This is a genomic window from Actinoallomurus oryzae (assembly GCF_039541955.1).
Taxonomy (GTDB): domain Bacteria; phylum Actinomycetota; class Actinomycetes; order Streptosporangiales; family Streptosporangiaceae; genus Actinoallomurus; species Actinoallomurus oryzae.
This window is the reverse complement of the sequence record NZ_BAABHF010000026.1, coordinates 1-16100: the sequence shown is the minus strand read 5'-3', so window position 1 is coordinate 16100 and position 16100 is coordinate 1. Positions and strand designations below refer to the sequence as shown.

18 protein-coding genes are annotated in these 16100 nt (G+C 69.2%); 9 read left to right on the top strand and 9 right to left on the bottom strand.

The window, feature by feature from the left end:
* Positions 1-5: 5 nt before the first annotated feature.
* Complete coding sequence (locus ABEA10_RS25605; RefSeq protein WP_345468285.1) at positions 6-1550, bottom strand: 4Fe-4S dicluster domain-containing protein; 1545 nt, start codon at positions 1548-1550, stop codon at positions 6-8.
* A gap of 94 nt (positions 1551-1644) precedes the next feature.
* Here ABEA10_RS25605 and ABEA10_RS25600 point away from each other — a divergent pair, with 94 nt between their 5' ends.
* Together ABEA10_RS25600 and ABEA10_RS25595 are read left to right on the top strand one after the other, a co-directional pair.
* A complete protein-coding gene (locus tag ABEA10_RS25600) occupies positions 1645-2031 on the top strand; it encodes a YidH family protein (RefSeq protein ID WP_345468283.1) in 387 nt (128 codons plus the stop codon).
* A 61-nt stretch (positions 2032-2092) separates the two neighbouring features.
* On the top strand, positions 2093-2425 hold the full coding sequence (locus ABEA10_RS25595) for a DUF202 domain-containing protein (protein ID WP_345468282.1): 333 nt from the start codon (positions 2093-2095) through the stop codon (positions 2423-2425).
* A gap of 71 nt (positions 2426-2496) precedes the next feature.
* Here the strand turns inward: ABEA10_RS25595 and ABEA10_RS25590 are convergent, their stop codons facing one another.
* Positions 2497-3462 (bottom strand): LysR family transcriptional regulator, encoded by a 966-nt coding sequence (locus ABEA10_RS25590; protein WP_345468281.1) that lies wholly within the window; start codon positions 3460-3462, stop codon positions 2497-2499.
* Between the two features lie 292 nt (positions 3463-3754).
* On the opposite strand from ABEA10_RS25590, the gene ABEA10_RS25585 reads away from it, so the two are divergent.
* The 4 genes from ABEA10_RS25585 to ABEA10_RS25570 are packed head-to-tail and all read left to right on the top strand — an operon-like array spanning position 3755 to position 7240.
* Positions 3755-4072: a UxaA family hydrolase gene (locus ABEA10_RS25585; RefSeq protein ID WP_329236021.1), complete on the top strand. Its 318-nt coding sequence runs from the start codon at positions 3755-3757 to the stop codon at positions 4070-4072.
* The gene (locus tag ABEA10_RS25580) at positions 4051-5211 is read left to right on the top strand and encodes a UxaA family hydrolase (protein ID WP_345468276.1); all 1161 of its coding nucleotides are present in this window, start codon (positions 4051-4053) and stop codon (positions 5209-5211) included. The genes ABEA10_RS25585 and ABEA10_RS25580 overlap by 22 nt, the downstream gene beginning before the upstream one ends.
* A 30-nt stretch (positions 5212-5241) precedes the next feature.
* Positions 5242-6237, top strand: a complete 996-nt coding sequence (locus ABEA10_RS25575; RefSeq protein WP_345468274.1) for an NAD(P)-dependent oxidoreductase — start codon at positions 5242-5244, stop codon at positions 6235-6237.
* Positions 6224-7240, top strand: a complete 1017-nt coding sequence (locus tag ABEA10_RS25570) for an Ldh family oxidoreductase (protein WP_345468271.1) — start codon at positions 6224-6226, stop codon at positions 7238-7240. The genes ABEA10_RS25575 and ABEA10_RS25570 overlap by 14 nt, the downstream gene beginning before the upstream one ends.
* Before the next feature lie 34 nt (positions 7241-7274).
* Here the strand turns inward: ABEA10_RS25570 and ABEA10_RS25565 are convergent, their stop codons facing one another.
* The 7 genes from ABEA10_RS25565 to ABEA10_RS25535 all read right to left on the bottom strand — a co-directional run bounded on the left by ABEA10_RS25565 (position 7275) and on the right by ABEA10_RS25535 (position 12921).
* Positions 7275-8015: a FadR/GntR family transcriptional regulator gene (locus tag ABEA10_RS25565; RefSeq protein WP_329236028.1), complete on the bottom strand. Its 741-nt coding sequence runs from the start codon at positions 8013-8015 to the stop codon at positions 7275-7277.
* Between the two features lie 102 nt (positions 8016-8117).
* Positions 8118-8510 (bottom strand): succinate dehydrogenase/fumarate reductase transmembrane subunit, encoded by a 393-nt coding sequence (locus ABEA10_RS25560; RefSeq protein ID WP_345468268.1) that lies wholly within the window; start codon positions 8508-8510, stop codon positions 8118-8120.
* Positions 8507-9010, bottom strand: a complete 504-nt coding sequence (sdhC, locus tag ABEA10_RS25555; protein WP_345468266.1) for a succinate dehydrogenase, cytochrome b556 subunit — start codon at positions 9008-9010, stop codon at positions 8507-8509. The genes ABEA10_RS25560 and sdhC overlap by 4 nt, the downstream gene beginning before the upstream one ends.
* Positions 9007-10734, bottom strand: a complete 1728-nt coding sequence (locus ABEA10_RS25550) for an FAD-binding protein (RefSeq protein WP_345468264.1) — start codon at positions 10732-10734, stop codon at positions 9007-9009. The genes sdhC and ABEA10_RS25550 overlap by 4 nt, the downstream gene beginning before the upstream one ends.
* Complete coding sequence (locus tag ABEA10_RS25545; protein ID WP_329236035.1) at positions 10718-11407, bottom strand: succinate dehydrogenase/fumarate reductase iron-sulfur subunit; 690 nt, start codon at positions 11405-11407, stop codon at positions 10718-10720. The genes ABEA10_RS25550 and ABEA10_RS25545 overlap by 17 nt, the downstream gene beginning before the upstream one ends.
* On the bottom strand, positions 11400-12017 hold the full coding sequence (locus tag ABEA10_RS25540; RefSeq protein WP_345468259.1) for a FumA C-terminus/TtdB family hydratase beta subunit: 618 nt from the start codon (positions 12015-12017) through the stop codon (positions 11400-11402). The genes ABEA10_RS25545 and ABEA10_RS25540 overlap by 8 nt, the downstream gene beginning before the upstream one ends.
* Positions 12007-12921: a fumarate hydratase gene (locus ABEA10_RS25535; RefSeq protein ID WP_345468257.1), complete on the bottom strand. Its 915-nt coding sequence runs from the start codon at positions 12919-12921 to the stop codon at positions 12007-12009. The genes ABEA10_RS25540 and ABEA10_RS25535 overlap by 11 nt, the downstream gene beginning before the upstream one ends.
* 313 nt (positions 12922-13234) lie before the next feature.
* Between ABEA10_RS25535 and ABEA10_RS25530 the strand changes: the two genes are divergently transcribed.
* The 3 genes from ABEA10_RS25530 to ABEA10_RS25520 all read left to right on the top strand — a co-directional run bounded on the left by ABEA10_RS25530 (position 13235) and on the right by ABEA10_RS25520 (position 15829).
* Positions 13235-13477, top strand: a complete 243-nt coding sequence (locus ABEA10_RS25530) for a hypothetical protein (RefSeq protein WP_345468254.1) — start codon at positions 13235-13237, stop codon at positions 13475-13477.
* Positions 13474-15006 carry a sodium:solute symporter family protein gene (locus ABEA10_RS25525; RefSeq protein ID WP_345468251.1) on the top strand — a complete coding sequence of 511 codons (1533 nt, stop codon included), beginning with the start codon at positions 13474-13476 and terminating at the stop codon, positions 15004-15006. Before ABEA10_RS25530 ends, ABEA10_RS25525 begins: the two co-directional genes overlap by 4 nt.
* Positions 15007-15088: 82 nt before the next feature.
* The gene (locus ABEA10_RS25520; protein ID WP_345468249.1) at positions 15089-15829 is read left to right on the top strand and encodes a TSUP family transporter; all 741 of its coding nucleotides are present in this window, start codon (positions 15089-15091) and stop codon (positions 15827-15829) included.
* Positions 15830-16100: the final 271 nt, after the last annotated feature.

Genomic DNA, 16100 nt, shown 5'->3' with positions numbered 1-16100 from the left:
ACTCCCTAGGAGAGCGGCACATCTTGGCCGGCGCGGACGTAGACGCTCTCGTACGCCAGCAAGGCGCCCTGAGCGATGAGACCGGAAAGGGCGCCTGCGGCCGGGCCGAGGAACGCCAGCGGGATCGCCACCACCACGGGCAGCACACCCCCCAGCCAGAATGTCCTCGCGTAACGACCACGGAACACCAGGTGCGCGGCGATCGAAGCGCCACGGGCGGAATGCCCGCCCCCGTACTCGAACGCGAGGAGCAGCAGGTGGCACACTGCCGAGACCGCGAATCCCGCGGTCAGAAAACGCGTCGCGGCGTCGTCCAGGTCGGTGAACGGCACGGCCACGAGGAGGGCGCCCGAGCCTGCCATCGCCGCCTGGACGATCAAGTGCCAGAAGAGCACCGGCGACTGCCACAGCTGCCTTCCCTTGGCCTGCCCGAACAGGAAGGCGGTGTAGCCGGCGGTCATCGCGGCGACCGGGATCGCCGGCCAGCGCAGCACAGAGAAGTCTCCGAACAGCAGCCACAGCCCACCGGCGCCGGCACAGGCGGACAGCACCACACCGCCCCAGACCAGCCAAGAGGCCGGATTGGGCCGCAGAAACAGATACAGGAACCTCTCCGGCCGCTTGAGGTCCCACACCAGCAACGCACCGGTGCTCGCGGCGCCCGCGACCCCGAGGGCCGGTGCGACGAACCGCCCGATCGGGCCGAGATCCGTGCCGAGGAGCAGCGCCAGCGCGGCGAAGAGCAAAGCGCCCGCGCCAACGGCCTTGGTCCACAGGTAGGTGATGACCCGCCGGCCCCAGGGCCGTGGATGCGCGGTGTTGAGCGTGGTGCGAGCCTTCGTCTCAGCGTCGCCGTACCCGTCGCGTGCCATGTCGAGGCGCTGCCGGTCCGGCTGCGCCCAGATGTAGGCGTCGTCGACCGGCGCGGCCAGCGGGTCCAGCACCGCGCGGTCGGCGCCGAGATAGAACACGTTGGGGCCGGTGTCCCGCTCGGGCGCACGTACGGCCGTGGGGTTGGTGTTCACCAGCCGGCTGATCCCGCTGTCCGGATCGTCGAGGTCGCCGACCCAGATGGAATGGGTGGGGCATACGACGACGCAGGCCGGCTCGAGATCCTGGTCGACTCGGTGGGCACAGAAGTTGCACTTCGCCGCCGTGTTGGTTTCAGCGTCGATGTAGATCGCGTCGTATGGGCACGCCTGCATGCAGCTCTTGCAGCCGATGCAGCGGTCACCGTCGAAGTCGACGATGCCATCCTCACGCTTGAACAACGCCTGGGTCGGACAGATCTTGACGCACGGCGCATCGGTGCAGTGATTGCAGCGCATCACGCCGAACTCACGGGACGTGGCCGGGAACTCCCCCTTCTCCACGTACTTCACCCACGTGCGGAACTGTCCCACGGGGATTTCATGTTCTGTCTTGCACGCCACCGTGCACGCGTGACAGCCGATACACGTGCGCTGATCGATCGCGAAGCCATATCGCACCTGACAACCATGCGCACGATGCCGGGGCCGCCGGTAGCGGTCAGTACGTGATGGGGCCATAGGCCTGGGTTATGACCCTCCTCGGAACGACGGAACGATCGGGGCCGGTGGTTAGTGTTCGGCCGACGTGCCGTCATGCGTAACGGAGGTGGCCGTGCCCAGCACCTGGCGCACCCGAAAGCAGGCTTTGGACGAGGTCGGCGAGGACCCCGACTACCGGTTCTCGCTCGCGAACGAACGAACCTTCCTGGCCTGGATCCGGACGTCCCTCGGGCTGCTCGCCGGTGGGGTCGGCGTCGTTCAGCTCGTGCCCCACTTCAGCATCCCCGGCGGCCGGACAGTGCTGGGCCTCATACTGCTGACCTTGGCCTTGCTGATCTCCGCGTCGAGTTACGCCCGCTGGGAGCGGAACGAACGGGCGATGCGAATGAGCCGGCCGCTGCCGCGCTCGTCGGTACCACGAGTCCTGGCGCTCGGCTTGAGCCTGGTGGCCGTGGGCGCGGTCGTCCTCGTCGTGCGCGGCGCCGGAGGCCCCTCATGACCGTGCGCGTCGGCCCTTGGGCGCCCGAGGTGAGCGGCCGATACCGCGGCACAGGCCGTTCGTGAGCGCAGAGAAACGCGAGGCGGCCAGGCCCGGACTGCAGTGGGAGCGTACGCGCCTGGCGTGGGACCGGACCGCGCTCTCGTTCGCGGCGTTCGGTGCGCTGCTGATGCATCTCGGGCACGGCGGTTCGCACCTCGCGAGTCTGGGACTCGGCGTCGGGACGCTGTGCTCGGGCTGGGCGGTGCACGTCCTGGGCCGGCGGCGCTACCGGCGCGGCGTCTCACTCCGCGACCGAGGCGTGGCGTCTCGCCGGGGCACGCTCGCCGTGGTCAGCGTCCTTTCCGCCCTGACGGCCGTCCTGTCGGGCGTACAGACCATCCTTTTCCACTGAACACGCTGTGTCTCTCCACCTCGCGCGTCTGTCCAGGTTCCTTGCCCCGCGCGCCTGTCCGGCTTCCGCGCTCAGAGCCGCTCATGCGGTCCAGGTCGCCGACTCGGCTCGCCCGCTCGGCGCCGGCCGTCGCCGGCCGTCCCTCTCAGTCCCCGCGAGGCGGACCTCGTGCGGGTGGCGATCCTGAGCAGGGCCCTGCCCTGGGTGGACAGGGTGGTCTGGCGGCGCCAGACCGCACGCAACGTGCGGGTCAGTTCCATTCCGGTCACCGGAATCCGTATCAACTGGCCGGTGCGCAGCTCACGCTCGACGGCCAGGGCGCTGAGCACGGCGGCGCCGGCTCCGGCACCGACCGCCTCCTTGATCGCCGTGGTCGAGGAGAGCTCGAGGTGCGGATCGTCGTCGCGGAGGTCGCCCAGCACGCGGTGCAGCGTCTCGCGGGTACCCGAGCCACGCTCGCGCAGCACGAGACGCCCGGTGGCCAGCTCACGGCTGGTGATCGGCGTGTCCGTGCCGGCCCACGGGTGCGCCGGTCCGGTCACCACGACCAGTTCGTCGTCGGCGATCACCAGCTCGGACAGGTCGGCATGCGCGGCCGGGTCTTCGACGAACCCCAGGTCGACCTTCCCGGCCCGCAGAAGTTCCACGACGTCGTGCGAGTTCTCCGCCCGGAGCGCGACCGTCAGCTCGGGCAGCTCACGGCGCAATGCGACCAGCCACCGAGGCATGAGGTACTCCGCCACGGTCATGCTGGCGGCCACCCGAAGCCAGCCGTTCTCCACGTTGCGCAGCGCGGCCGCCCCGGCGAGCAACCGTGTCGTGGTCGCCATGACATCGCGCGCCCATTCGGCGATGCTGGTCCCGGCCTGGGTCAGGCGCGAACCTGTGGGCGAGCGGTCGAGCAGCACGAGTCCGAGCCGGCGTTCGAGCAGCCGGATCCGCGCGCTCGCCGCCGGCTGGGAGATGCCGAGCTCCCGGGCTGCCCGCCCGAGGCTTCCGAGTCGCTCGATCGAGAGCAGCAGGTCAAGATCTGCCAACTCGGGAGTGTCGGGGGGCAATGGCACGCCTAAACCTTGTCATGCCGCCAGACGACGCGCACCCGCGGTTCGGCCGTGCTGTCGGCCAGGCGCCTCCGGATCGACGCCTCGTGGCGCGATAGTCCCAGACCAGCGCCATCGTCCCGTACGGCAGGAGATCAGCCGGGCCGCGCGGCACGTGGCCGGCACACCGGAATTGATGCCGCGTCCCCTCTTTACGTGATCCGTCCTCAGCAGCTAGCGTCTGAGATCAGAGGTCAGACCACAGACGTCGAAACTCGGAGGTAAGTGCATGGAGGGCGAAGTCCCGGCGGGTGCCCCGCCGCAGTTTCTGATCCATGACGAGGGTGATTCGGTCGCGGTGGCGGTAACGGCTCTGGAGCCGGGGCGCGTCGAAGGCGCGGTGCTGAAATCCGGCCGGCGGTGCGAGTTCGAGATCCTCCGCCCGGTGCCTCTCGGGCACAAGTTCGCGGTGACGGAACTGACGAAGGGCGCCGATGTCATCAAGTACGGCGTCCGAGTGGCGGTCGCGACGAAGGACATAGCGATCGGCGAGTACGTGCACGTTGAGAATGTGAGGAGCGCACGGTGGCAGAACAGCGTCGCCTGACCGGATACCGCAGGCCGGATGGGACGGTCGGCATCCGCAACCATGTGGCGATCCTGCCGGTGGACGACCTTTCCAACGCGGCGGTGGAAGCCGTCGCCCACATCGTGCCGGGAACTCTGGCGCTCCCCCACGCGTACGGGCGCCTGCAGTTCGGCGAGGACCTGGAACTTACGTTCCGAACGCTGATCGGAACCGGGCGTAACCCGAACGTCGCCGCCGTCGTCGTGATCGGCATCGAGCCGAACTGGACGCAGCGCGTGGTCGACGGGATAGCCACCACCGGCAAGCCGGTCACCGGCCTCGCCATCGAGGGTCGTGGTGACCTGCGCACGATCGAGGCTGCCGCGCGCATCGCCCAGCGCTACGTGCAGGACGCCGGCGAACTGGCCCGTGAGCCGGTCGAACGCGGCGAGATCATGATGTCGATCAAATGCGGCGAGTCCGACACGACCAGCGGCCTCGGGTCCTGCCCGACGACGTCGGAGGCGGTCGACCGGTGGGTCGAGGCCGGCGGCACCGTTCTGTTCGGCGAGACCAGCGAGCTCACCGGCGGCGAACACCTGATCGCCGAGCGCTGTGTCGACGATGAGGTACGGACCAAGTTCCAGAAGACCTATGACGACTACCTCGCCACGATCGAGGCGACCGGCGCCAACCTGCTCGGTTCTCAGCCCACCCAGGGCAACATCGCCGGCGGGCTGTCCACCATTGAGGAGAAGGCGATGGGCAACATCGCCAAGACCGGCAGCGTGCCGGTGGTCGGCGTACTGCGCGAGGCGGAGGCGCCGACCCGGCAGGGGCTCAACTTCATGAATACGTCCTCGGCCGCGGCGGAGTGCATCACCCTGATGGCCGCCGCCGGCGCCGCCGTGCACCTGTTCCCCACCGGGCAGGGCAACGTCATCGGCAACCCGATCGAGCCGGTCATCAAGATCACGGCGAATCCGCACACGGCTGAGACCATGGGCGAGCACATCGACGTCGACGTCAGCGGGCTGCTGCGCATGGAGTACTCCCTCTCCCAGGCGGGTGACCGACTGATGGAGTCGATCGACCGGACCATCAACGGCCGGATGACCTGCGCCGAAGCACTCGGCCACCGGGAGTACACGTTCACGAAGCTCTACCCCAGCGCCTGAGGAGGGCGATCGACGCCCGGGGAGATCGACATGCCTGACAAGCCGACCGCGGAGCCGGTACTCGTGACCGAAGGCGTGTGGGGGGAGGCGTTCGAGGAACTCGCCGCTCGCCATGACGTCCGGCGCCTGGCCGATCCGCGGTCGGACCTCGATGCTCTCTCCCGGGCCTCCGCCCTGGTCGTACGTAACCGCACGCGGGTGGACGCGGAGTTGCTCGCGGCCGCGCCGCGGCTGCGGATCGTCGGCCGCGCCGGAGTGGGGCTGGACAACATCGATCTGCGGGCCGCCGACGAGGCCGGTGTCGTGGTGAGCGCGGCGTTGGGCGCGAACGCGGTCAGCGTCGCCGAACACACGGTGCTGCTCGCGCTCGCTCTGCTGCGCGACCTGCGGACGCACGATCGGGCGGTGCGCCGCGGCCAGTGGCGGCGCACCCCCGGTCGTGAGTTGTCCGGCCGGACCTGGGGACTGCTCGGCGCCGGCGCGACGGGACGGGCGGTCGCCCGGCTGCTGGCCGGTTTCGGAGTGACGATGATCGCGCATGATCCCTTCGTCGCGCGCGATGACGAACTGATCCGCACGTTGCGGATCGAGATGGTCTCCCTGGATGACCTCATCGCGCGTTCCGACGTGCTCAGCGTTCACCTGCCTGCGACGGACGAGACCCGTGGCCTGATCGACGCCGACCTGCTCGCCCGCATCCCACCAGGAGCAATCCTGATCAACGTGGGTCGTGGAGAGGTCGTCGACGAATCCGCACTCGCCGAAGCGCTGCGTGACGGCAGGCCGGCCGGCGCCGGGCTCGACGTGCGCGCCGAAGAACCGCCTGGTCCCGGCCCTCTGGACGGACTGGACCAAGTGCTCTTCACGCCGCACGTCGCCGGGATCACCGGGGAGAGCCAACAGCGGATCGCCGCGGTGCTCGCCGCCGACGTCGCCGCGGTGCTCAGGGGGGACCGCGCCTCGGCGGCTGTCGGCCGGCATGCCACCGCACCGCATCGTACGGAGGTGTCCCATGAAGATCGGTGAGTTGACCGGGCTCGCCGCGGACCTGCTGACCGCCGCCGGAGTGCCGGCCGACCGGGCGAATCGCACCGCACGGATCCTGTTGCTGTCAGAGGCATGGGGTAATCCGTCGCACGGCCTGCTGCGCCTCCCCTACTATCTCGCCCGGCTGTCGGCCGGGGGCTGTCGGGCCGACGCCGAGCTGACCCCCCGCGCAGACGCCCCGGCCGCCATCGTGTATGACGGGGAGTCCGGGTTGGGGCACTGGCAGGTGTGGCAGGCCGCCGAGACCGCACGGGACCGATGCCGGACGACCGGGGTCGCCGTTGCCACGATCGCCGACTCCTCACACTGCGGCGCGCTGGGTGCGTACGTGTACCCCATGGTGGAGGCCGGCCAGCTGGGAATCGTGTTCAGCAATGGACCGGCGGTCATGCCGCCCTGGGGCGGAGCGATTCCGTTGCTGTCCACCAGCCCGATCGCGGCGGGGATACCCACCGGACGGGCACCGATGATCGTGGACATGGCCACCACCACCGTGGCGCGCGGGAAGGTCGCCGCTTACGCCGCGCGGGGTCAGGAACTACCCGAAGGCTGGGCGCTGGATACCGACGGCACCCCGACGACCGACGCGGCCGCCGGCTTGCGGGGCATGCTGGCTCCGCTCGGCGGAGCCAAGGGATACGTGCTCGCACTTCTCGTCGAGGCGCTCACGGGAGGACTGACGGGACCCAATCTCGCGGTGGACGTGCCCGACATGTTCGATCCTGATGACGACGCACGCCCGCAGGGAATCTCGCACACGGTGCTGGCGATCGACCCGAGCGTGCTCGGAGCCGATACGGCGTCCCGGCGATTCGACGGACTGCGAGACCTTATCGGCCGGCACGGGGGGCGCGTTCCGGGGGCCGCCCGGGTGGCCCCCGGAGACCTCGATGACGACCTCGATCTGACGATCGCGGACGAGACCATGAGCCGGCTCATGGAGTGGGCGGGAGAACTCGGCGTGGCCGCCTCCCGGGCCTGACCCGGGCGAACCGGTACCCGGACGATCGAGACGATCACACCATGGCGTGAGGCCCTGCGGCCGATCCGTCCGCGGCCTCGGCGCGCAGGCGCTGAACCGCGGTCCGGTACGCCGCTCGCGCATGGCGCCGGGCGGCGGACCGGGCCGCGGCCGCATCGCCCGCGAGCAAGGCCGCCAGGATTCGCTCGTGGTCCTGCCGCGATTTCTCCAGGCGCCCTGGAACCGTCAGCGTGGTCTGCATTCCCCGGGAGAGGATCTCCTGCAACACCCCCAGGCTCTGACGCAGAAACCGGTTGCCCGCCGCGTCCACGATCGCCATGTGGAAGGCCGAGTCGAGCCGCTGCAACTCCGCGTAGTCCAGAGGCTCCCGCGCCGCCGCGGCGTTGAGTTCGTCGAGCGCCGCACGTACCCGGTCGAGCCGGGCGGTGTCCTGCTCGGCCGCCGCCCAGCCCGCGGCGGGAACCTCCAGCACCTCACGCATGGCGAACAACTCGTCCATGGTGATCGCCTCGTTGTCCAGCGCGAGCCGCAACTCCCGGGTCGTCTCCGGGTCGGCGATGTAGACGCCTCGCCCATGGACCACCCGCACCCGCCCACGCGCCTTCAGGGAACCGACGGCCTCACGGATGGTCGGGCGGCTCACCCCGAGCATCTCCGCGAATTCCCGCTCCGGTGGCAACCGGTCGCCAGGAGAGAGTTCGCCGTTGTCGATCGCCTCGACGATCTGCGCCTCCACCTGGCGCGCTACGCTGCCACGCCCGAGCTTGCGCCACATCAGGGCATCTCCTTATCAGTGGCTAGTGGTCGGATCTCTGACCAGTCGCCTCCAAGGATACGCGGACGCGCCGCGCACGGTGTGGCCGTCGTCGGATCGGACTCAGCCGAGCACCACGTCGGCGACCACGACGCTACCGACGATCATCAGTACGCAGGTCACGGTGACCAGCAGCGCGTGCGCGCGGCGCCGTGCGATCGGACCGGTGACATAGTCCTCCACCACCACCCACAGGCCACACCCGGCATGCGCCAGCACCGCGGCCAGCATCAACCAGTCCCACGTGACCCAGAGCGCCGAGTGCCAGCGGCGCCCGACGAAGGCCGGTCCGGTCCGCGCCACGTCGGTCGTTATGTGGGTCACCGTGAAATGGCCGAGTACGAGCACCGCCAGCAGCACGCCGGTGACCCGAATGAGCAGGTACGCCACGAGCCGGCCGGAAACGGCGCGGTGGGCGGTGTCCGGTCCGCGACCAGAGCGAGAAAGCACGTTCATGAGATCACCGGACCCAGGATGATGGTGCTGCCGGCGATTCCCAGCACGGCGGTGAGCAACGCGACCGCCTCCAGCAGCCGGCGTGCGCCGAGGACTCCGAGATCGGCCAGGTCGACGAGGATCAGCCGCAGACCGTTCAACGTGTGGAAGAGGATCGCGAAGAGCAGCCCGCATTCGAAGACGCGCAGCACCGCCGTCCCGTACAGGCGGTGGACGTTCGCGTAGGCGGACGGGCCGAAGCTGTACAGGGCGACGTCGGAGAGGTGCAGCGCGAGGAAGCCGAACACCAGGACGCCGGTGAGCCGGTGCAGGTAGAAGGCCCAGCGGTGGTACTCGGTGCGCTCGGCCGGCGAGCGCACCAGCCGCCAGAAGAGCGAGCGGGTCGGGTAGGCGCCACCATCGCTGCGTGCGGCCGCCCGCAGCATCACCGCGCCGAACGCTCCGACGGCGAGCAGGATGAGCGCGAGGCCGGCCAGGAACACTCCCTGTGCACAGGTCACGGTGCGGTCTCCTCTGGCTCGGGGACCAGCCGGGTCGTCTCGACCGGCCGGGTGGACAGGTCCGGGCGGCCGTCCGAGGCGCGGCGGACGATCACATAGCGGAGCCAGGCATCATCGCGACGTTCGGGGAAGTCGGAGCGGTAGTGAGCGCCGCGCGACTCCTCGCGGGTGAGCGCCGACTCGACGACCAGCTGAGCCACGGTGATCTGGTTCACCAGGTCCAGCGCCTCCTGCCACGTGTAGTTCGCGGCCGCGGGCCCCGGCGCGCACACGGCCGCCACCTGCTCGGACAGCCGGTCCAGCGCGGTGCGCGCGGCGAGGAGACCGTCACGGTCGCGGACCACGCCGCAGCGCGCCCACATCAGCTCCTTCAACTCGGTGGTCAGCGGAAACGGCAACGGCCCCGATTCGCGGTGCAGCGGCGCGTACGCCTGGTGGATCGACGCGGCCACCTCCTCGGGATCAGGGTCTCGCAGCGGGCGACCGGCCGCCTCGCGGGCCACCTGATCGCCGGCGCGTGCCCCGTAGACGGTCGATTCGGCCACGCCGTTCCCGCCGAGCCGATTGGCGCCGTGCGTGCCGCCGGCGTCCTCGCCCGCGACCAGCAGGCCCGCCATCTCCGTACGGCAGTCGCGATCGATGATCACACCGCCCATGTGGAAATGAGCGGTGGGCGACACCTCGACCGGCCCGGTGGCGAGGTCCTGCCCCACTTGGCGGGTACGCGCGACCATGCCGGGGAACCTGCGCTCGACCTCTTCCGCCCCAAGGTGGGAGATATCAATGTGGACGCCCCCCAAACGAGTGCCGCGCCCGCTCATGATCTCGGTGTAGCTCGCCCGCGCGACGACGTCTCGGGTGCTGCGCTCCATGCGCCTGGCGTCGTACCGGGACATGTAGCGTTCGCCGTCGGCGTTGAGCAGCCGGGCGCCCGCGCCACGTAGTCCCTCTTCCAGTACGGCGCCGGTCAGCCGTGAGGCCCCGGCGAGCAGGCCGGTGGGGTGGAACTGCAGCATCTCCATGTCGCGCAGCGGCAGGCCGGCGCGGTAGCACATGGCCACCCCGTCGCCCGTCTTCTCCCGCGCGGGTGCGGCGATCTTCCACATCGTCGCAGCGCCACCGGTGGCCACCACGATGACGCGCGCCCGTATCAGCATGGCGCGGCCGGTGCGCCAGTCCAGCGCGGTGAGCCCGGCGAGCTCTCCGTCCTTGTCCCGGACGAGGTCGAGAGCGCGGACGTCCTCCAACTCGCGTGGGCCGACGCGGAACATCTGATCCCGCAATCGGCCCATGATCTCGATGCCGGTCAGATCACCGCGGTGAACCGTGCGGTCGAAGCTCTGGCCCGCGAACGCCTTCTGGTTGATCCGCCCGTCCGGCCCCCGATCGAAGAAGCAGCCGACCCGCGTCTCAAGCTCGTTGATCACACGGGGGGCGTCGTTGACAAGAGTCCAGGCGAGTTCCTGATCGTTGAGGTACTTACCACCGTCGAGGGTGTCTCGGAAATGCGCGTCGATCGAATCCGACGGATCGAGGACCGCGTTGTAACCGCCCTGCACCATGCGCGTGCAGCCGGACCGGCCGACCGCGCCCTTGCTCACGAGCGCCACGGACAGCCGCGGGTCGGCCGCGTGCACGTGCAGTACGCACATCAGGCCGGCTCCTCCGCTGCCGATGACGGCGACGTCGGTGTCGATGACGTCCGGCTCAGTCGGGAAGCCCATGGGTCCTCCATCGCCGCAGTGCCCGGATCGCCCCGGCGGGGTCCAGTCCCTTGGGGCAGGCATGAGTGCAGCCGTAGACGTAGTGGCATCGATCGACCCCTTGGGCCCGCGTGACGACGTCGAGCCGCTCCTCTCCCCCCGCGTCCCGGCTGTCGGCGATCAAGACCATCGCCCGGTTGAGCGCGGCGGGGCCGATGAAGTCGCGCCGGTCGTCGGCGATCGCGCAGCTCGAGAAGCAGGCCCCGCAGGTGATGCAGTCGAGGGAGGGGTCGATGCGCCGCCGCTCCGGCGTGTCCGGCGGGATCACGGCCGGTTCGTCGAGACCGTCCCGCGGTACGAGGTATGGAGTGACCGCCGCCCACTCCCGCCAGAACGCGCCGACGTCCACGATCAGGTCGCGGACGATGGGGAAGCCGGCCATGGGATCGATCCGCAGCCGGCCGGGCTCCACCTTCGTCTGGCAGGCGAGGACGCTGGAGCCGTTCACGCGCAACGTGCAGGTGCCGCACATCGCGACCCGGCAGGAGAAGCGGAATCCCAGGGACGGATCGTGGTCCCGCTGAATGGCGAGCAGCACGTCCAGGACGGTCATCGGGGGCGTCCAGGCGACCTCGAAGTCCGTACGCGCCGCCGGGTCGCTGCGGGCGACCCGCACCCGCAGCGGCTCACTCATCACTCACCTCGATCCCGAGCGCCCGGTAGGCGGCGGCGAGCCGGGCCTCGGCCTGCTCGCCGACCATTCGGTAGGAGGACGCGCCCGTCGAGTCCATCGTCACGAACAGCGGCCCGAAGTCGCGCACGCGGAACTTCCACAGACACTCGGGCATCAGGTCGGGCCAGAACACGTCCTCGATCTGCTCGATCTGCTCCGTCTGAACGCTCGCCGCACCACCGACGATCGAGAGGTAGACGCCGTTGTGCTCACGAAACGCGGCCGAGGATTCATCGCTCAGGCCGCCCTTGCCGACGATCGCGGCGATGCCGAGCTCGGCAAGGCAGGAGCGGGTGAAGCGATCCATCCGCATGGACGTCGTGGTGCCGACGGACACCGGATCGAAGCCGGAGTCCGGCCGGCGCCGTACGCTCGGCGCGGTGTGCAGGAAGATGCCGCCGCGCAGGTCCGCGGGGACTCGCCGGCCCTCGTCGAAGAACCGGATCAGTGTGGCGTCGCGGACACCCCAGATGACCCCGTCGATGACCAGCTCGTCGCCGACACGCAAAGACGCGACCGTCTCGGAGTCGAGCGGGGTGCCAAGCCGCTTCGGGCCGGTGTCAGTAGCCATATTCGACCCTCCCGTCCGCGTGGATCGTGGCCCGGGCTCGCTCGCCGCGCCAGCACTGGATGTTGACCGCGACCGGGTTCATCGAGATGTGCGTGTAGGCGTACTCCGCGTGGACGGCGAACGATGTCGTCACGCCGCCGAGCCCCTGCGGACCGACGCCGAGTTGGTTGATCGCTTCCAGCAGCCCGGCTTCCAGCTCGGCGATCTCCGGCTCGGGATGCGGCTCGCCGATCGGACGCAGCGTGGCGCGCTTGGCGAGTGCCGCACACTCGTCGGCGGTTCCGCCGAGGCCGATCCCGACAACGGTCGGCGGGCAGGGCTTCGGGCCGGCGGCGACAACGCTGTCGAGCACGAACTTCTTGATGCCCGCCTGCCCATCGGCCGGCGTGAGCATCTTGAGGAAGGACATGTTCTCCGATCCCGACCCCTTGGGGAGGAGCAGGATGTCAAGGTTGTCCGCGCCGTCGACAAAGTCGACGTGCACCACCGGCACGCCCCGGCCGGTGTTGCTCTGGTCGTTCTCCCGGGTGAGCGGGTGCACGATGCTCGACCGTAGCGAGTAGCGGACGGTGGCCCGCGCGATCCCGTCGCGTAGCGCGGCGATCAGGCGTGCGCCGTTTACCGCGAACTCGGTTCCGATGCGGACGAAGAACACGCAGATCCCGGTGTCCTGGCAGACGATGATGCCCGTCCGGTCGGAGGTGCCGATCGCGTTGACCATGACGTCGAGTCGCCGCCGCGCCAGTCCGCTCTCCCGGTTCTGGGCGGCCGAGACCGCGCCGCGGACATCCGGCGGCAGATCGGTGAGGGCTTTTTTGTAGAGCGCGCTGGAGATCTCCGCAAGGTCCTCATACAGCGTCGCGGCTGAGGTGGTGGTGGTGAGTTCGGTGGTGGAGGAAGTCACTGAACCTCCCGTTGTGGCGGCGTGGGGGCATCAGTTGAGGGCAGTACGCGCCCGGCCGCGGTTACCAGCGTGCCGTGCTCTTTCCGGGCGTGGCCCGTTACCTGCGTGAAGTGCTGTGGGCAAGTTGGTCTCGCCGGGCGAACCAGCTGCCATATCGGCATGAGAGTGGATTGAGGTCTGACCACTCGTTGCTCATGCTAGGCAGCGGTCCGTCGTCGGTCAACGGGCAGATCCAACCCTTGACGTGTCCTGGATCACTTCCTACAGTGCAGGGCCAGTGGTCAGACCTCGGTCCACGAAACAAGGTGGTTACATGGCAAGGCTGATCGTCTGGGCATGGGCGTTCCTCGTGTCCCTCATCCTCATCCTCTATGTCGGCGCGCCCGTGTGGTTCTTCAACGACGCCGGTTCCACCATCGCAGGCATGCCGCCAATGCTGTTCTGGTTCGTCCTGCTGCCCTTTGTGGTGCCGGGGTTGATCGCCGCTCTCTACTTCTACGACCAACGCGCCATGCGGAAACTCGCCCGGCGGCGAGAGAAGGGTCCCAACAGATGAGCAGCTCGGTCATCCTCGTCCTCAGCCTGCTGCTGACCTTCGCCATCCTCATCGTCGGCGCGATGCTCGGACGCAACCACAACAACGACCTCGAAGGGTGGCTTGTCCACCACCGCGGGATGGGGTCGGTACTCCTGTGGTTCCTGCTGGGCAGCGAGATCTACACCGCGTTCACCTTCCAGGGGCTGGCCGGATACTCCTACACGAAAGGTGCCGCCGGTTTCTACAACGTCGCGCAGAACGACGTCTCGTACGCGGTCGCCTTCCTCGTCCTGCCGTGCATCTGGGCGCTCGGCAAACGGTACGGCCACGTCACCCAGGCCGACTTCATCGCCCACCGCTATCGCAGCAGAGGCCTGGGGATCTTCACCGCGTTCGCCAGCGCGTTGATAATGATCGCCTACATCGACCTCAACATCGAGGGCCTTGCCGCGATCTTTCACGTGCTCGGCGGCAACGTCTCCCCGGTGGTCGGCAATCTCATCGGCTTCGCCGTGCTGGCGATCGCGGTGTTCATCGGCGGCATCCGGGGTAACGCGATGCAGTCGGTCGCCAAGGACCTACTGATGTTCCTGGCCATCGCGGCTATTTTCATCGCGGTGCCCGTGCATTACTTCGGCGGCTTCGGAAAGATGTTCAACGCCTTCAACACGCGGACTCCTCAGTATTTCGAGCTCGGCAAGGTGGCGAAGGACCTCGGTCCGACGTGGCTGTGGTCCACCGTTCTGCTCACCGGACTCGGCCAGTGGATGTGGCCACAGTGGTTCGGCGCCGCCTTCACCGCCAAGAGCCCGCGGTCGCTGAAGCGACAAGCCGTGTTCATGCCGTTCTATCAGCTCGTGAAGGTCGCCGTCCTGATTGTCGGGTTCGCCGCCGTCATGGCGCTCGGCAGCGGGCACCCCGGCAACAACGTCGTGATGACGATGGCGAAAGAGATCTTCCCCGGCTGGGCGCTCGTGCTGATCGTGGTGGCCGCGATGCTGGCCGCGATCGTCCCCGGCGGGCCGATCGTGATGACCTCGGCCAGCCTGCTCGCCAAGAACGTCGTGCAACAACTGCGGCCGCAGACGGCCGACCGGACCATATTCTGGCTCACCCGAGCGCTCGTCTTCCCTCTCACCTTCACCGCGCTGATCATCACGCTGTGGGCGCCCGCGCTCATCGTCAACGTGCTGCTGCTCGCGTACGCCTTCATCGCGCAGCTGTTCCCCGCCGTCGTCGTCGGCGGCATCTTCTGGCGGCGGGCGACCAAACAGGGCGTGCTGACCGGCCTGCTCACAGGCTGGGCGGTGACCGGATATCTCCAGCTCGCCGGCCACGACACTCTGTGGGGGATCAACACCGGACTCATCGGCCTGGCCGCGAACCTCCTCGCGTTCGCGGCGGTAAGCCTCGTGACACCCGCGGTCGAAGGCACCGAATCGGTACGCGAGACGCTCGACCTGGTCGCTGTGGAGGAAGAGGCCACCGCCGGCGAACGCCGGAAGAAGGTGACCACGACTCCACGCACCGCCGCCGAAGGGGCCTGAGCGTGCCGATCGCCGACCGCCGCTCCGGTCTGCCGCAGCCGCCGTGCCCCGCCCGGGCGGGGCACGGCGGCTGCGAGGCGACATGGCGTGCCTGACGCTCGCCGCCGGCAGTCTCGTCATCGCACTCGCCGCCCTCGTCGGCGGCGCGACCGGCTTCGGAACATCGCTCGTCGGCACGCCCGCTCTGTTGCTGCTCGGGCTGACTCCCGGTGAGGTCGTCACGACCAACCTCTCGACGGCTCTCCTCACACGAATCGTCGTCGTCTTCCAGTTGCGGGCTCATATGGCGTCTCGCCGAATTCTGCTGCTGGTGACCGGCAGCGTGCCTGGAGCGCTGCTCGGCGTTCAAGCGCTGTCGGTCATCTCGGTACGCCTGATCACACTGCTCGCCGGAGCCTGTTCTCTGGCCGCCGGCGTCGCGCTTGCGCTGAACCTACGGACACGACGGCCGCCGCCCGCCACCGCAGCCCCGCTCACCGCCGGCTTTCTCGGGGGCCTGCTCGGCACCACGACCTCGCTGAACGGACTCCCGCCCGCACTACTACTCGCCGGCGACGGCGCGATGCCGCTGACATTCATCGCCGACCTCGCCGGCTACTTCGCCGCCTCGAACAGCCTCGCCCTGGTCATCCTCGCTCTCCGGCATACGTTGGCCATCTCGATCCTGACCACCGCCCTCCCCGTATGGGCGGTGGCGGCACTCGCCGGCAACCGGGTGGGGCTGTGGATCGCTCCGCGCATATCAGCGGCGCGGTTCCGTACGCTCGCCCTGGTCATCATCATCGTGTCCGCGCTGGTGGCGATGGCGAAGGCCCTCTGGTGACGACCTGGACCGCCACCCGTTTCTTCGGCCTCGCGCCCGGACAGCGCGAAGATCCCTCGCACGGCTTTGGCCAGGCCGCCTGCGTCTCCCCGCCGATGATCTCGAACCAGAGCACCTCACCTGCGGTGTCACGCCGAGGGGAACGCGGTGGGCAGGTCGTGGCCGGGAGGCGTCGGCTCCCCTCTGGCGTCGTTCGTGGTGGTGAGCGGGAGTTCCGCGCGTAGGTTCGTCCCGGTGCCGCGGGGGCTGTCGAGTCGGATGCGGCCGCCGA

Bases quoted from the DNA above. Each gene is read 5' to 3' on its own strand.
- ABEA10_RS25605 (WP_345468285.1), bottom strand. From the start codon at position 1,550: ATGGCCCCATCACGTACTGACCGCTACCGGCGGCCCCGGCATCGTGCG.
- ABEA10_RS25585 (WP_329236021.1), top strand. From the start codon at position 3,755: ATGGAGGGCGAAGTCCCGGCGGGTGCCCCGCCGCAGTTTCTGATCCAT.
- ABEA10_RS25575 (WP_345468274.1), top strand. From the start codon at position 5,242: ATGCCTGACAAGCCGACCGCGGAGCCGGTACTCGTGACCGAAGGCGTG.
- ABEA10_RS25570 (WP_345468271.1), top strand. From the start codon at position 6,224: ATGAAGATCGGTGAGTTGACCGGGCTCGCCGCGGACCTGCTGACCGCC.
- ABEA10_RS25565 (WP_329236028.1), bottom strand. From the start codon at position 8,015: ATGTGGCGCAAGCTCGGGCGTGGCAGCGTAGCGCGCCAGGTGGAGGCG.
- ABEA10_RS25560 (WP_345468268.1), bottom strand. From the start codon at position 8,510: ATGAACGTGCTTTCTCGCTCTGGTCGCGGACCGGACACCGCCCACCGC.
- ABEA10_RS25550 (WP_345468264.1), bottom strand. From the start codon at position 10,734: ATGGGCTTCCCGACTGAGCCGGACGTCATCGACACCGACGTCGCCGTC.
- ABEA10_RS25545 (WP_329236035.1), bottom strand. From the start codon at position 11,407: ATGAGTGAGCCGCTGCGGGTGCGGGTCGCCCGCAGCGACCCGGCGGCG.
- ABEA10_RS25540 (WP_345468259.1), bottom strand. From the start codon at position 12,017: ATGGCTACTGACACCGGCCCGAAGCGGCTTGGCACCCCGCTCGACTCC.
- ABEA10_RS25530 (WP_345468254.1), top strand. From the start codon at position 13,235: ATGGCAAGGCTGATCGTCTGGGCATGGGCGTTCCTCGTGTCCCTCATC.
- ABEA10_RS25525 (WP_345468251.1), top strand. From the start codon at position 13,474: ATGAGCAGCTCGGTCATCCTCGTCCTCAGCCTGCTGCTGACCTTCGCC.
- ABEA10_RS25520 (WP_345468249.1), top strand. From the start codon at position 15,089: ATGGCGTGCCTGACGCTCGCCGCCGGCAGTCTCGTCATCGCACTCGCC.